Origin of the sequence: Cellulophaga sp. BC115SP (assembly GCF_009905545.1) — a bacterium.
GTDB lineage: Bacteria > Bacteroidota > Bacteroidia > Cytophagales > Spirosomataceae > Flectobacillus > Flectobacillus rivi.
In genome coordinates this window covers 18,498-33,253 of the sequence record NZ_JAAALB010000034.1, presented here as the reverse complement: position 1 = coordinate 33,253, position 14,756 = coordinate 18,498, and the positions used below count along the sequence as shown (strand labels likewise).

At 36.7% G+C, this 14,756-nt stretch carries 11 protein-coding genes; 5 read left to right on the top strand and 6 right to left on the bottom strand.

All coding sequences use genetic code 11. The features are described 5' to 3' along the window. Positions 1 to 31 precede the first annotated feature (31 nt). The 5 genes from mgtE to GVN22_RS19815 all read left to right on the top strand — a co-directional run bounded on the left by mgtE (position 32) and on the right by GVN22_RS19815 (position 8,948). Entirely contained in the window at positions 32 to 1,402 is a 1,371-nt protein-coding gene (mgtE, locus tag GVN22_RS19835) for a magnesium transporter (protein ID WP_166552753.1), read from the top strand. A 138-nt stretch (positions 1,403 to 1,540) separates the two neighbouring features. Further along, positions 1,541 to 4,660 carry an efflux RND transporter permease subunit gene (locus GVN22_RS19830; protein WP_166552752.1) on the top strand — a complete coding sequence of 1,040 codons (3,120 nt, stop codon included), beginning with the start codon at positions 1,541 to 1,543 and terminating at the stop codon, positions 4,658 to 4,660. A gap of 240 nt (positions 4,661 to 4,900) precedes the next feature. Continuing rightward, complete coding sequence (locus GVN22_RS19825; RefSeq protein ID WP_166552751.1) at positions 4,901 to 7,360, top strand: TonB-dependent receptor; 2,460 nt, start codon at positions 4,901 to 4,903, stop codon at positions 7,358 to 7,360. 365 nt (positions 7,361 to 7,725) lie between these two features. Beyond that, on the top strand, positions 7,726 to 8,310 hold the full coding sequence (locus GVN22_RS19820; RefSeq protein ID WP_166552750.1) for a hypothetical protein: 585 nt from the start codon (positions 7,726 to 7,728) through the stop codon (positions 8,308 to 8,310). Between the two features lie 47 nt (positions 8,311 to 8,357). After that, positions 8,358 to 8,948: a DUF4468 domain-containing protein gene (locus GVN22_RS19815; RefSeq protein ID WP_166552749.1), complete on the top strand. Its 591-nt coding sequence runs from the start codon at positions 8,358 to 8,360 to the stop codon at positions 8,946 to 8,948. Positions 8,949 to 9,319: 371 nt separating this feature from the next. Here the strand turns inward: GVN22_RS19815 and GVN22_RS19810 are convergent, their stop codons facing one another. The 6 genes from GVN22_RS19810 to arr form a co-directional block, all read right to left on the bottom strand. Further along, entirely contained in the window at positions 9,320 to 10,432 is a 1,113-nt protein-coding gene (locus GVN22_RS19810) for an acyltransferase (RefSeq protein WP_166552748.1), read from the bottom strand. 109 nt (positions 10,433 to 10,541) lie between these two features. Further along, entirely contained in the window at positions 10,542 to 11,372 is an 831-nt protein-coding gene (locus GVN22_RS19805; protein WP_166552747.1) for a VanZ family protein, read from the bottom strand. A gap of 68 nt (positions 11,373 to 11,440) precedes the next feature. Then, positions 11,441 to 12,355: a hypothetical protein gene (locus GVN22_RS19800; RefSeq protein ID WP_166552746.1), complete on the bottom strand. Its 915-nt coding sequence runs from the start codon at positions 12,353 to 12,355 to the stop codon at positions 11,441 to 11,443. Positions 12,356 to 12,402: 47 nt separating this feature from the next. Then, positions 12,403 to 13,230: a hypothetical protein gene (locus GVN22_RS19795; RefSeq protein ID WP_166552745.1), complete on the bottom strand. Its 828-nt coding sequence runs from the start codon at positions 13,228 to 13,230 to the stop codon at positions 12,403 to 12,405. A 29-nt stretch (positions 13,231 to 13,259) separates the two neighbouring features. Beyond that, complete coding sequence (locus GVN22_RS19790; RefSeq protein ID WP_166552744.1) at positions 13,260 to 13,802, bottom strand: hypothetical protein; 543 nt, start codon at positions 13,800 to 13,802, stop codon at positions 13,260 to 13,262. A gap of 21 nt (positions 13,803 to 13,823) precedes the next feature. After that, complete coding sequence (gene arr / locus GVN22_RS19785; protein ID WP_166552743.1) at positions 13,824 to 14,567, bottom strand: NAD(+)--rifampin ADP-ribosyltransferase; 744 nt, start codon at positions 14,565 to 14,567, stop codon at positions 13,824 to 13,826. Positions 14,568 to 14,756 lie beyond the last annotated feature (189 nt).

Sequence of the window (14,756 nt, the reverse complement as noted above, 5' to 3'; positions counted from 1 at the left end):
TATAATTTGATTTTTCTCCCCAACACCACGTATGACTTTTAGAGAAAAAATCTTGAAAAATGACTTTTCAGACTTATTGTTTAAGAGAGGTCATAAAAATTATGTGCACCCATCAAAAGTAGCGCAGTTGTTTGAAACCCTACCTTTTGAAAATGCACTGAAAGCATATTTAGCTTTTGATGAGGAGAGTCAAGTCAATGTTTTTGCGTATCTCGATACTGTTTTACAACAAGATTTGTTAGAAAATTTTTCGAGCAATAAAGCAAGTCATCTTCTTAGCAAACTCCACTCTGATGATAGAATGATGTTTTTATCGTCTTTGAAAGATTGGGAACAAACGCGCTATATCAATTTGCTCAATCAAAGTCAAAAAGAACTGACACATAATTTGTTAGGCTATCCCAAAGACAGCGTTGCGCGCATTATGAATACCAATGCTGTAACTATTCAGCAAAACAAAAGCGTATCGGAAGCCATTGATTACATCCGTCAAAATTACTCAGATAGCGAAACCGCAGATGTAATTTTTGTTGTAGACGAAAAAAATAAATTGATAGACGACGTACCAATTCGCCGATTGGTATTCAATGAGCCAGACCAACGAATTGGAGAACTTTTAGACCATTTTTGTCCAAGTTTGACCATTCAAGAAAATCAAGAAAGTGCAGTAAGTATGTTTAAGGAATACGACAGGGTGACATTGCCCGTCGTAAACGAACAAAATGTACTCTTGGGAGTGGTTACGATTGATGATATTTTGGACGTCGCTGAAAGAGAAAATACTAAGGATATTCAGAAAATAGGTGGTTTGGAAGAGTTGGATTATCCTTATGTGCGTACGCCCTTCTGGGACTTGATTAAAAAAAGAGCAGGCTGGTTGATTGTATTGTTTTTGGGGGAAATGCTTACCGCCTCTGCAATGGGGCATTTTGAAGCAGAGATTGCCAAAGCTGTGGTTTTAGCACTTTTTGTACCCCTCATTATTTCGAGTGGAGGCAATAGTGGTTCACAGGCAGCCACTTTGATTATTAGAGCGATGGCATTAAAAGAAATCACTCTCAAAGATTGGTGGTACGTAGCTCGTCGAGAACTACTTTCGGGCTTGACCCTTGGCTTAGTGCTTGGTGCAATTGGCTTTATTCGAATCGCTTTGTGGCAAAATATGGGTATTTTTGATTACGGACAGCATTGGGTATTGGTAGGCTGGACAATCTTTTTCTCGCTGATTGGTATCGTGCTTTGGGGTACTTTAACTGGCTCACTGATTCCGATGTTCCTGAAAAAACTTAAACTTGATCCAGCTACTTCATCAGCACCATTTGTCGCAACATTGGTCGATGTCACTGGTTTAGTAATCTATTTCTCAATCGCTTCCATCATTCTTAAAGGTGCAATACTATGATGTTTGCGGTAGGGAATAAGCTTTAAGCAATAAGCAAATGAGATGCTATAAACATTTTGCCTAGTACTTAAAGCCTACAACCCTAATTATTAGTTATTGAATTCAATTGGATAAACTTCCTAAATTCTATATTCCAAGATGGTAAAAAAGTTAATCATATTTTCATTAAATAACCGCTGGGTAGTAACTGGTATTGGTATTTTGGTGATGCTTGTCGGCTATTGGTGTTTTACTCAACTCAAGATTGAAGCATATCCTGATATTGCTGATACCAACGTAATTATTGTAGCCAAATACGAAGGACGAGCAACTGAAGAAGTTGAGCAACAAGTAACCGTACCAATCGAGCGTGCTTTACAAAATACCCCCAACGTATTAGACCGCCGTAGTCGTACAATTTTTGGTTTGTCGGTAGTACAATTGACTTTCCAAGATGGTACAGATGATTACTTTGCTCGCCAGCAGGTAATGGAGCGCTTAGCTACGGTTGGCTTGCCTGATGGTGTTCAGCCAGAATTGGCACCGCTTTCAACGGCAGTAGGAGAGATTTTTAGATATGTGGTTGAAGCGCCAGCAACGTATTCGCCGACACAATTGAGAGATTTACAAGATTGGGTCATTAAGCCTTATTTGTTACAAACCAAAGGTGTCGCTGATGTGGTAACTTTTGGGGGACCTCTTAAGCAGTTTCATATTTTGACCAACCCTGATAACCTTCGTAAATACAAACTCAGTATTTCTGATATTGAAGAGGCGGTTTCAAAAAATAATCAAAACTCAGGAGGTAATATCCTCGAACGTGGAGGACAAGGCTTTGCAGTGCGTGGACTAGGTACGATTAAGACCGAAAAAGATATTGAAAATATCGTATTAAAGTCTGAAAATGGCGTGCCTATTTATATCAGAGACGTCGCTTCGGTTGAGATAGCTCCGCCACCTCCAAGTGGTATTTTGGGCTATAATATTCCTGCGGAAAAAGTAGCAGTAAATAGTGGGGTAGAGGGTATTATTTTGTTGCGTCGTTACGAAAACCCAAGTGAGTCATTGAAGGATTTACGAGAAAAATTGACCGAATTACAAGAGAAAGAATTGCCTGCAGGTGTCAAAATTCGTCCTTTATATGATCGTAGTTTCTTGATTGATAGCTCATTGCATACAGTAGGCAAAACACTCTTTGAAGGAATTAGTATTGTAATTGTAATTTTGATTTTCTTCCTTGGAAATTTCAGAAGTGCCCTGGTGGTAGCCGTTACGATTCCCTTTTCTTTGCTGTTTGCCTTTATCATTATGCGATTGACGGGTATTCCTGCCAACCTCTTATCATTAGGAGCGATTGATTTTGGGATTATTGTGGATGGGGCTGTGGTGATGGTCGAGCACCTGATAAGGAATTACCAGAAAGCGACACACGAAGAAAAGAAAAAAGGTATTATCGCCTTGACCATTCAGTCTGCTAATGAGGTTTCAAAGGAGATTTTCTTCTCTGTAAGTATCATCATTTTTGCTTATATGCCAATTTTGATGATGACACGTGTTGAAGGAAAACTGTTTAGCCCAATGGCTTTGACCTTGTCGTTTGCGGTAATTGGTTCGATGGTATTTGCCTTGACAGTGATTCCTGTGTTGACTTCCTTTATTTTCCAGAAAGTCATTAACGAAAACCATGAAATCAAAGAGCATCACAATTTTGTATTGACTTTTTTTGATAAAGTATATGCAAAACTCCTTCATGGCATCGCTCGTTTTTATAAGCAAACTGTAGTGGCAGGCTTTGTAGTTGTTATTGCTTTGATTAGTTTGGGTGGTTTTCTAGGCTCTGAGTTTTTGCCAGAATTGGATGAAGGTTCGATTTTCCTAAGAGGAAATTTTCCTGCTGGAATTACCATTCAAGAGAATGCTAAATATGCACCAACGATTCGTTCGATTATTTCCAAATATCCACAAATCTCATTTGTGATTACCCAAACAGGTCGCAATGACGATGGTACGGACCCATTCCCAGCCAACCGTAATGAGATTTTGGTAGGCTTAAAAGATTATAAGCTTTGGACGGATACGGTTTCTAAAAAGGAATTAGTTCAGTTGGTGACAGCCGATTTGGAAAGAGCTTTGCCAAGTGTAAAATTCACTTCTGGTCAGCCAATCATTGACCAAGTAATGGAAATTGTAACAGGTTCGGCAGCCGATTTGGCAGTATCTGTTGTTGGTGATGATTTATCGTTAATGCGAGGAAAGTCAGAGCAAATTGCTGAGATTGTCAAAAATATGAAAGGTAGCAAAGGCGTAAATATTGAGCAAGAAGGCTCACAAGAGCAACTTGCCATCAATATCAATCGAGAGCAAACAGCTCGTTATGGCATCAATGTATCTGACGTCCAAAATATGATTGAGGCCGCAATTGGTGGAAAATATGTTTCGGTACTTTATGATGGAACTAAGCGATATGACATTTTGGTACGCTATCTGCCACAATACCGCAATAACATCGACGAAATCAAGAAGTTGTTAGTGAGTTCATCGTCTGGTGCTTTGATTCCTATGAGTGAGTTGGCAGATATTCGTTTTGTCGCTGGTCAGACCAATATTTACCGCTATAACAACAAACGAATGATTACGGTTAGAACCAATATCCGTGGACGTGACCAAGGTGGTTTTGTAAAAGAATTAAAAGATAAAATTGAAAAAGGAGTAAACGTACCAAAAGGATATGAGGTGATATATGGTGGGCAGTATGAAAACCTTGAGCGAGCAGGTAAACAATTAGCCTTTACGATTCCACTGACGATTGTGTTGGTATTTGGATTGTTGTTTATGCTGTATCACAATTTACAAGATACCTTATTGACGATGTCATGTATTTTGTTTGCCTTAGCAGGTGGTATTTCAGCGCTTTTGTTACGAGGTTATTACTTCAATGTATCGGGTGGTGTGGGTTTTGTGTCTATTTTCGGTATCTCGGTAATGGCAGGAGTCATATTAGTCTCAGCGCTCAACCGAGCCATACACGCCCTAGAGGTAAGTCAAGATACGATTAATAATGTTGCTAAAGAGCAATTGAGAGCCATACTTTCCATCCTTGTTTTAGCCATCTTGGGTCTGATTCCTGCGGCAGTATCCACGGGAATTGGCTCGGATGTGCAACGCCCATTGGCAACAGTAATTATTGGAGGGCTAATCAGTACACTGATTTTCACCCCAATTCTGATTCCTCCGTTGTTTTATTGGGTAAAACAAAAAAAAGCTGATTCTTCTAACTAATTAGGAATGTAATTTCTCAATAAAGCCATTGAAAACTTAAAATAAATCTCTTTCAACTATATTTTAATTTCCATTTAAAACCTCAGATGGCGTTTTTTATCGTCATTTGAGGTTTTTTTGTCTACATCTTAGATTTAATTGAACCATAGCAATATTATTTAGATTTATTCTAAATAATATTGCTATTCGTTTTTATTTTAGTCAAATTTGAACTGTTATTTATAATTAGACTTAATAAAAATGAAAAATCACTACTCTTTACTACTCATCTTATTCCTGTTTTCACAACATGTATTTTCACAAAAAATAACAGGTCTGGTTCACAACTCCCATAACGAACCTATTGCAGGCGTATCTGTTTCTATTCTCAAAACCACTAAAGGGGTATCAACTGACCCAGAAGGAAGGTTTCAAATAGAGGGAGTCTCAACGGGACGTTATACACTAAAATTCACTTTCGTGGGTTTTGAGCCTCTTTTTAAGGATATCACTGTGGATAATCAAAATTCCCCTAGTTTGGATATTGAGCTTACAGAGACCTCAGAGCAATTACAAACGATAGAAGTGGTAGGTCGTAAGGAAACAGAATATAAAAATTCGGTTTCCTTTGTCGGTACCAAAACAGCAACAGCCTTGAAGGATGTTCCGCAAAGTATCAGCTATGTCACGAAGGAACTGATTCTAGATCAAGGAGCATTTCGATTGAATGATGTCGTAAAAAATATGAGCGGAGTGACGCAATTTTCGTTTTATAATGATCTCACCGTACGGGGTCACAGAATTCAAGGTGGGCAAAACTCGTCGATTTTGGTCAATGGGCAACGTGCTTTTACCAGTTTTTGGAAACAACAATTAATACCACATATAGAAAGGGTAGAGGTCATCAAAGGGCCTGCCTCGGCATTATTTGGAAACGCCTCCGCTGGTGGTACGATCAATAGAGTTACCAAAAAACCATTAGACGAAAAAGCTCAATCTATCTCCACAACCTTTGGAAGTTTTAATACGATGAGAGCCCTAGCTGATTTTACAGGACCTTTGACGCAAGATAAAACGGTATTGTATAGAATCAATTTAGGCTACGAGAATTCAGGTTCTTTTAGAAATATGCAGTACGACAAAAACCTGATTATTGCGCCAAGTCTATCGTTTTTACCAAGTAAAAATACCCGAATCAATGCTGATTTAGTAATCCAAACCTCAGAAGGGAGACTTGACCGAGGACAATCAGCTTTAGGAAATGGGGATTTGTATTCGACCTCAATAAAGACTTCCCTAAATAGTGTAAACGATTATTTGAAAGAAGAGACGTATAATTTCACTTTAGGTTTCTCTCAAAAGATTACCCATAAATTAGTGTTCAATGCTTCTTATATGCACAGTAATTACAACGAAGATTTGCTTGAACACCGTTCTGCCAATACCTATGCAAAAGACGGCAAAGGTGCTGTTATTCCTTCCCAAGTTGAAATGCAGGTATTTATCCGTAAAAGAACCTACAATGCGGATAACTTCACAGGCTACTTTAATTATGAGCTAGAAACAGGGCGTTTGAAACATAAGCTGTTACTTGGATATGATTATGCACAGCAAGAGCTAATGCCTGGCGGCTCTCAATTACAAGCACGAGGTTACAGAAATGCTGCCAACACTGGCGCTATTAATTCTTATAACCCTGCACAGTCAAGTAGGTATCTATTGGATGCTAATGGTAATCCCGTTCCCAACGTTCCTCATTTTGATTTGACGGCGAGCAATCCGTATGTCTTTAGAGATATGTCAAAGTATTTTTATACGGTTGTAAATTACGATCCTGAATTTTTAAGAACGCAAGGGGTTTATTTGCAAGACCAGATCCAAATGGGGAAATTTCAGGCCTTGTTAGGTTTACGTCAGGATTATTTTACCGATATAGTAGGTTATAATACTTCAAATGCGACAGAGGTAACGCAACATGCTTTTTTACCGAGACTAGGTTTAGTGTACAGCGCCAATCAGCATATTAATGTGTACGGAACTTATGTAAATGGTTATCAACCACAAACGGCATCGGTAATTAGTAATCCACTCGCTGGAGGGCCATTTGATCCATTGATTAGTCGACTTTACGAAGTGGGTGCCAAATCCGAATGGCTTGACAAGCGCTTGGTTGTTTCAACTGCTATCTACCACCTATTGGTGAAAGGGCAATTATACAATGCAGGAGAAGCAGGAAACCCAGATAAAATGATTCAAATGGGAGAGGAAATTTCGAAGGGTGTTGAACTTGATGTGGTAGGCTACATAGCTCCTTATTGGACAATTACCGCAAATTATGCCTTCAATGATGCGAAAATCACCAGTAGTACTACTGAATCAGATATTGGTCGACAAAAGCCAAATGCGCCAAGACATCAAGGAAATTTGTGGACAAAATATACTATTCACAAAGGAAGTTTATCTGGTTTGGGCTTAGGTTTGGGTACAAACTACGTGGCAGACCGTTATGGGTCAATTTTTGATGCAGGAACTCAGCCACAGGTATTTCCTGCTTATCAGTTGTGGAATGCTGGTATTTATTACAACCTTAAAAAAGTAAGGCTTCAATTGAATTTGAATAATCTCACCAATAAAACCCATTGGGTAGGAGGATATGATTATTTGAGAGCTTTTCCGGGCGCACCAAGAAACTTTTTGATGACAGTAACTTATAATATTTAATAAATTGCAAGTCGTCCATAATTTAGTGAATTGAAATTGAGTGAATGAGTGATTATTTTTATATCTACATTCCATAAGTAAAGCATGCAATGCTTTGCCTCTAAGGATATATGATTATAGAATATAGTATCAAAAAAGGTGTTCGAAAAACTCATTTCGAACACCTTTTTGATTAATAGTAAAGAAATGCCTAATGTTTGAGTGCCTTTTTCCCAATAAGGACAAATGAGAGGTCTCTATTTTCAATCATCCATCCCAAAATTCAGGATGACTCATGTTTTTGTTAAATATTTGTTAAAGCCCAAAATAAAACTTGTCCCTAAAACTTTATATTTAATATTTGCGCCAACTAAAATACTCTACCTATGAAACGTACCTATTTTCTACTAATGCTCCTCATGTTGTCTGTTTGCTTTACTCACAAAGCACAAAGTCAAGAACTAGATTATGCTAAATCTCGTGAGTATTGGGTTGTTGACGAAAATCAAAACCCTGTAGTTTCAAAGGTATTTGCATTGCCTTCAAGTGCAACAAAATCAGATGTTTACGAAGTTGTCATGACGTTTGTTGCACTAAATTATGCGGCGACTAACTTTAAACTCTTGTATGCTGATAGTACCAAGGGAAAATTTATTATTAATGCGAATTATCCGCTTGTCTACTCAACAATGAGTGTTTGGCATTCATTAATTGTTGAAACCCGTGGAAATAAAATAAAGGTTTCATTTACTTTAAACTTATTTGAAAGACCCTATTTTTACGGAGCAGAACTCTCTAGAATGACTGAATTTCTTTCGATAGCAACAGAATATCCTTTAAATCAAAGTAAGCTCAAAAGAAAGATGCAGGAACAAACTTTTCTTGCCGCAGTTCAGAAGTCATTAGATTTGTTGGGAAATTTTGAGCGAACGCTTACGAAAGTAGTAACTGCTAAAAATGCCGATTGGTAGTGGTTTATCTATCTCTATTTAATACACAAAAGCAACTATCAAAACCTATGAAAAAAGCGATTATTATCTCTGTACTTTTGCTATGTTCCAAATTTGTAGCGATGAGTCAAAATGTCGATGAGAAGCTCTCAAGTATCCAAGGAAAATGGGCGCTTGACGATAGAAAGAATGTCACCATTCAACGAATAATAGAAGCTCCTTCTCTCAATAAAGAAGAAATCTATAATCGTGCACTGAATTTCTTTGCTTACTATTACATCGATGAGAATATCAAAATAGTTAACCTTGACAAATCGCATGGATTAGTGGTTGCCAGAGGGGTATTTGATAATTTGAATAATAGTTGCAGAGGTTGGCATGTGATTAAAATTGATGTAAAGGATGGAAAAGCGAAGATTTTAGTAACACTGACCGAATATCAATATCCCAAAAATATCTCTACAGATGGAGTCTTTAATACTTGGGCTCACTCAAAGGTAAGTGACGAAGTTCCTATCAATGCCAAAGGCAGTAAATATGTCTATTGGGGTAATGCTTTTTATAGTTTCTTTACAAAAGCCACTAGCTTAGTAGATAGTTTTGAGATAGCCGTAAAAGAAGGAAATACCTCTAACGAGATTGAAAGTAGTGCTTGGTAATGTTTTTTAACTAATATATCTCATCTTGGTTTATAACTAGTAGTTTAAATCAGTTAAAATACTAAAGCAGGCAAAATTAAATTATTTTGCCTGCTTTAGGCAGCCGTAGACTAAAGGTTAAAACGCATTTCTCATAAAAAAGAGAAGCTTTTACCTTATGCCTATAACTAATAACCTAAAGCCTATTAATTCAATTTTATTTTGCATGATTCCTAAATTAGCTTTTAGGAAATCTGCTAAAGTAATAATGCATATTGTACCTAAATTATAAAGAAGCCTTTTTAGAGTAATTACCCAATGAGACTCTAAAAAGGCTTTCTGTCGAATAACTCTTGTTTTTGTATTAAAAAAACTACCTCATGAAAATTAACCTAAGCTTTGATTTTCCCATGTAACCATTTTCTCACTGGCTCATCATATAGTTTTAAGCTTATCATTGCCAAAACAATAGCTCCTCCAAAGGTTAGTAAAGCCGTTGGCCAAGCTTCTACAAGGGTTATACCTTTATGATTACTAATCCATGCCACATAAAAATAAACTAGCACATAGTGCGTCATGTATAAAGGATAGGAAATGTCTCCTAGAAATTTACAAATTTTATCTTCGTTTGGATGTAATATTCCACTGGCGCCAATATAGACGATCAATGGAAAGATTACGATGATACAAAATGCTTCAAACAGTCCATTTAACCATAAATTTGATGCTCCGCCAATTCTTGGCATCAATAAAACTGTTATAACCAAAAGGCTACACCACAAAAAGGCATTTTTAATTTTGGTCGGTTGAGTGACTCTGGATAAAAGCAAGCCAGCAAAAAATGGGAAAAGAGTTCTTGTAATCCCAACCCGCATGTGTTCATAGTTGAGTGTCCATCCTCCAGTGACATCACCGTTTGGATTGGTGACTGCAAAATGTATTAATAGCAAAGCTGACAGTGATACAAATATGGCGAGTGATTTATTTGATAACTTTCGAATACCAAGAGCATACATCATATTGGCGATGTATTCGAAGAAAAGTGACCAGCCAACACTATTGAGCGGGTGCATTTCTTGCCAACCTCGAATATCCATCGAAAGTGGTATCGGTAAAATGGTGTACCCAATTAGCATTACAATGATGAGTTTCCAAAGTGGAACTGTATGAATCATTGGCCAAATTGTAGAGTCTGTAAAGTAAAAGGTGATTCCTCCAAGCGTCATACCCAAAATTACAAGAGGTTGAAGCCTGATTAACCTCCGACGAAGAAAGCTTTTAAAAGTTAGCGTCCTCCATCTATCATCGTATGCATATCCGATGACAAAACCAGAAAGGAGAAAGAAAAAATCAACTGCTAAATAACCGTGGTTTACGACGTTGTCAAGGTGACTACTAGCGAGTGGTTCTGCAAGGTGAAAGAATACAACGAGCACAGCGGCTACTCCACGAAGCCCATCCAAAATTTGAAAATGGGGCTTCGAACTTAAATGTTCTTGATTCATTTAGATTAAGTGTTTGTTTATCAGTTTTTTATAGAATTTGGGTTTGTTTTAAAGAATAGGGCGTTTTTCTATTTACTGTAAAAAATGAGTATAGTTTTGGGTAGTTTTTCTATTTTTTAATATTCGAATGTGCCAATGCACAAACCAAAACCATGGACGCAGTTTCGGTTTCATCTATTACTATCGTGACTCTTTCACCAACTTTTAGTGCTGAGGCTGCAATGGGACCTGATGAAGTTTTGACTATCGTTTGGTTTGTTAGTCGAATTTGTTGTATAACACCATCATTTCTTTTGATGGTAAACCTATTTACACCTGTTTTGATAATCTCGCCAGTACCGCCAGTTCCTCCACATAAATCTTCGTTTTGAGCTAGCTTTTTAGGTTGTAATTGACTTGAAGCATTTCCTTTTGGGAAAAAGGCATAAAAACCTCCGAACGAAATAATTAAGACTAATAAACTAGCCACAATCATGAGGGCATATTGCTTCTTTTGCCACCAAAAGAGATAGATTGTATAAGTCCAATAGCCGATCATGACACCCAAAGCATTTAGGATAATATCGTCTATGTCAAAGATTCCTACCTGTAATATTACCTGCATGACTTCGATGGATAGACCTGAGCAAAAACCTAAAAGCAAAGATTTTTGCGTATAAAAATCTTTAAACACCAAAGGAGTTAATATCCCTATTGGAATCAATAACCCAATATTTCCTAGTAGGTTAATACTGGCGATAATAAGTCCTTTGTGACCGAGAAGATACGGGTAAATGGTGGTGAAGGGAATAAAGTTTGGGGCGTGCCCAGGGTTTGTTCCTGAAAAATTTAGCATCAAACCTCCAATATTTATCGTTGGCAAGTCTTTGAATACCATGATTTTGATTAATAAAGCACAGTATAACAAAAGAAGAGTTACGGGTAAAATTTTAATTTTCACAGTAATTTAGAATGTTTTGTATATCGTATGAGGTATTTACCAAATATACATTTTAATGGAGTATGGTTTTATGTTGTGCTGTGTTGGTTGAATGAATAAGTTTCAATTTTGCCAGTAAACCAATCGTACCCGACTATACTAAGGTATTCCTTTGGGACTTTATTAATGACCTTGAGAATGTTCTGATTAGTTTCTGATTTTCTGCTTCGAAGAATAAGGAATTTCCCAGTTTTCTCTCCATTAGATCTTTTTTGATAGGCGATGAATTCCAAAGTATCAATTTGTCGTCCTCGCCATTTATACTTGTACATTTCGGTATCGCCTGCTTGTCCGTAACAGATTCCACGAATGATTTTTTCTTTTGGTGAAAAAGTGGGATTCATAAACTTGTAGGGATTTACCACAAAACGACCTTGTGTTTTTTGTACATAAACCTTGCTAACAGCTCTTAGACAGCAACCACAACAACTATATGTTCGAATGACATAATCTTTAAGTCCATCACCATCAATATCTTGTATGGTATCTGAGACATATTCTAAGACCTCTTCTTGTAAAGAAAGAACCTTTTTGAAATCGTTGCCTGCTTTTACAAAAACATCGATTAAAATCTGCTGTTTATTAACTCTTCGGATAATAAGATGTGATTCGTTTTTTGAAAAATAATAATCTCTACTAATATGAATTTGGTACTTAATATTTGGTTTGCAGTACTTGATTCTTTTTAAGAACTTATTTTTTGCAATGTGCTTTTGCGCAATATTCAAGGCAAATTGAAGAGAAGAATCTACTTGTTTCTTTAACTGGGGACTTTTTAGTAGTTTTTTAGCGTTAGCCTCAGGTATATGAGTTGAGTTGATAGGCAAAGGTGTCAAGACGGTTACTTCGACCTTATTAGGCGACTTTTGAGCACCAATGGTATTCAAAAAAGCCCATATCGATAAAGATAGTATTGAAAATGAAACGGTTAGATAATTTAGCATGGATTCATAATTGAAAATAGAATAATATACTAGAATGAGCTATTCATTTAACATCCCAATATAGTATGTTTACCAACTAGCATCAACAGTTCATTATTGTTCGCAGGTTTAGATAAATAAAGGGTAGTTCTTTCACTATTGTAGTGGTTGGAGGTATCCAAAAGTAAATCCAAAATTCCATCTCCATCCATATCACCGACGAAAAGGATACTGATCATCGTATCATTAAATTCTTCAACACTCACCAAAAGCGTTTTTCTGATTTTACCGTGAATCCTTGTAGTAATGAAGAGTTTATAATTTTTCACCTCATATATATCCGGCTGATCAGAAAGCTTTATCTTTTGGCCTGTAGCATAAATCTGATAGTTGTTGCCCATGTAATTGAGCTTTAGGGTATCTTGAGGATATACATTAGATTTTGGTACCTCAATTTTTTGGATTTTTCTCGGAGTCAAATAATTCATAGTTTTTATTAAAACCAATGAGGTGTCTTTACTAGCAGTTTTTACTTGCCACCCACTTAGATTATCTTCCTCCGAAATTGGATCGTTTACTTGTGTAAGCTTCAATTTAGTTTTTGCAAGGTAATAACCTTGTTGATTTTGGAAAAGCCCAAACCACTCCTCATTTGCAGCCTTTGGCCATACCTCATCGTTATGAAATACTCCCTCAGTTAAAAGCCGAGTGGGTAAAAGACTATCAGCCATTTCAGTTGATTCAGAATCGGAAGAATCTTTGAATTCGTAAGACAGGATGGAAGAGGCGGTGTCTTTGCTTGTGAATTTCACTTCTCCTTCAGGATTTCTATTTTGATTATGGCATCCAATAAATGCTACAGATAATAGCAGAATGAAGATTTTAAACTTTTTCATAAATAGATTTAGGTCGTGAAGTAAATGGCTTATTTGCTTAGTCCAAAAAGCTTAGTAATATTTTTTTCATAATGTCCGTTCACTTCTATTTTGGTTATTTCCTCAACAGAGATTAGCAAGAATTTTCTATCAAGTGTTGATGTTGTACCAAATTCATGAAACAGTAAGGTGTTGTTATCGATTTCTTCAACCTGTCCAACAAAGCAAATATCTTTAGCCAAATGTTGAGTATAAATGGTAAGGACACTAAATTCTTTTGCCAAATCCACTATGAGTGAATTAATGTTTTCAAGATTTATCGAAGATTTCCACGAAGTTTTATGTTCTAAATCTATCAATTTATTGATACTTTGAAGGTCATTGCCCGCCCATCGTACTCGTGTAATATCATTCCGATAAAGAATGCAAATCCCATCAAATTTGAAATTGATATCAACTTTTTCAAAAATCAAAAACTCATCTGTAAAGTCCAATACATACCCGTCGTAGGATTCATTGAAATGGTCAGTAAATAAGCAAGTTAAGGTATTTTCTTCCTTTAGTTTTTGTAAATATTTAGTGTAAATTTCCATTTCCTTCATTTTTAAAAAAGCCTAGTTAATAATTTCTCCCTTATTGTTATCTAGTTTTTCTTTAAATTTTTGTATTTCCTCAGGACTACGACGTGCCCATTCTTTTATTTCTCCAACGATTTTCAATGGTGCTTCCGAACGATAAGAACGGGTTGGGTTTCCTGGGAATTTTTTATCTGTAAGATTGGGGTCATTTTCATAACTTCCTGTTGTCTCAACCACATAGACTCTTTCAGTACCTTCTCCATTTGCTAGTGCTGCTGCTAAACCTGCACCATCCACCAAGGCAGTAAAATAGATATGGTTCATTTTGAGATTGTTCTGATAATTTGATTTTCCACCCGCTACTAAGAAATCGCCAACTGATAAATCTGCTTTTGTTCCATGATAGAAAGGTCCCTTATCAGAAGGGCTATATTGATGAGCCTCTGACTGAGCTAACAGTTCCTCTGCTTTTTCAAATTCACCTAATGATTTGTAACATTCGGAGATAGTAAGATATATAGTAGGCAAGGCTGTATTGACAGCGGGACTATTTGATTTTAAGGCAATGGATAAGGTTGACTCTAACCAAAATAACTTTTGCTGAGTGTCATCTTGGAGCTTGGCGATATAGTAGGAGGTAAGATACTTTTCAAAATCGTTGTTTGCCTCATTCCATCCTTCTAAATAGATTTGTAATGCTTTTTCACGATTATTTTGGGCTTCTAATTCCATGCCTTGTAAGCATAATTTGACAGTTGGGTTGAAGGGAGAAAATTCCATAAGTAAAAGGTTTTATAACAGTTGAATATTATTGATGCTTTTGCCAGATGAGTAATGTTGAGTCTTGCTTCGAGCGAAGAGTTACATCGTACTTATGTATTCCGTAGACGATTTTTATTATTCCATTTCCACAAATAGGAAAATTGTAGTTTTGTCTACCATGTCCATTTATTTTTGCCTGTGGCAAAC

What these genes read in the sequence shown, in the direction of transcription:
- GVN22_RS19815 (WP_166552749.1), top strand. Translation starts at nt 8,358, where the DNA reads ATGAAAAAAGCGATTATTATCTCTGTACTTTTGCTATGTTCCAAATTT.
- GVN22_RS19830 (WP_166552752.1), top strand. Translation starts at nt 1,541, where the DNA reads ATGGTAAAAAAGTTAATCATATTTTCATTAAATAACCGCTGGGTAGTA.
- GVN22_RS19825 (WP_166552751.1), top strand. Translation starts at nt 4,901, where the DNA reads ATGAAAAATCACTACTCTTTACTACTCATCTTATTCCTGTTTTCACAA.
- GVN22_RS19820 (WP_166552750.1), top strand. Translation starts at nt 7,726, where the DNA reads ATGAAACGTACCTATTTTCTACTAATGCTCCTCATGTTGTCTGTTTGC.
- GVN22_RS19795 (WP_166552745.1), bottom strand. Translation starts at nt 13,230, where the DNA reads ATGAAAAAGTTTAAAATCTTCATTCTGCTATTATCTGTAGCATTTATT.
- GVN22_RS19790 (WP_166552744.1), bottom strand. Translation starts at nt 13,802, where the DNA reads ATGGAAATTTACACTAAATATTTACAAAAACTAAAGGAAGAAAATACC.
- GVN22_RS19800 (WP_166552746.1), bottom strand. Translation starts at nt 12,355, where the DNA reads ATGCTAAATTATCTAACCGTTTCATTTTCAATACTATCTTTATCGATA.
- arr (WP_166552743.1), bottom strand. Translation starts at nt 14,567, where the DNA reads ATGGAATTTTCTCCCTTCAACCCAACTGTCAAATTATGCTTACAAGGC.
- GVN22_RS19810 (WP_166552748.1), bottom strand. Translation starts at nt 10,432, where the DNA reads ATGAATCAAGAACATTTAAGTTCGAAGCCCCATTTTCAAATTTTGGAT.
- mgtE (WP_166552753.1), top strand. Translation starts at nt 32, where the DNA reads ATGACTTTTAGAGAAAAAATCTTGAAAAATGACTTTTCAGACTTATTG.